Here is a 283-nt window from a genome sequence, read left to right on the forward strand (position 1 = left end):
CTTACTTACATGATGCGCTTAAGTTTGTTCTGAAGAATTGTTCTAATGATCTTATTTATGACTTCTATGTCTTTCTAATGTTTGATGAAAGTATTGGTAACCTTGGTTCTGTTATATCATCTGACGCAATGAGTCGCCTAAATGATAAATATGACACTAAGTTTGAAGCTGAGTTTAACTTTGATAATGAGAGATTGGAACAGCTGGGGGATTTTGATATTGGATTAATGGATAATCTCCCGTTTTAACGTATGCTTCAAATTGATTTGGTGATAACTTTGCG

1 protein-coding gene is annotated in these 283 nt (G+C 33.6%); it reads left to right on the plus strand.

Features of this window, described 5'->3' with window-relative positions:
• On the plus strand, positions 1 to 248 hold a 248-nt coding region (locus TP70_RS08765; protein ID WP_044361056.1), incomplete at its 5' end, for a hypothetical protein.
• Positions 249 to 283 lie beyond the last annotated feature (35 nt).

The sequence above is a fragment of the Staphylococcus microti genome (assembly GCF_000934465.1).
In the GTDB taxonomy this organism is placed as follows: Bacteria; Bacillota; Bacilli; order Staphylococcales; family Staphylococcaceae; genus Staphylococcus; species Staphylococcus microti.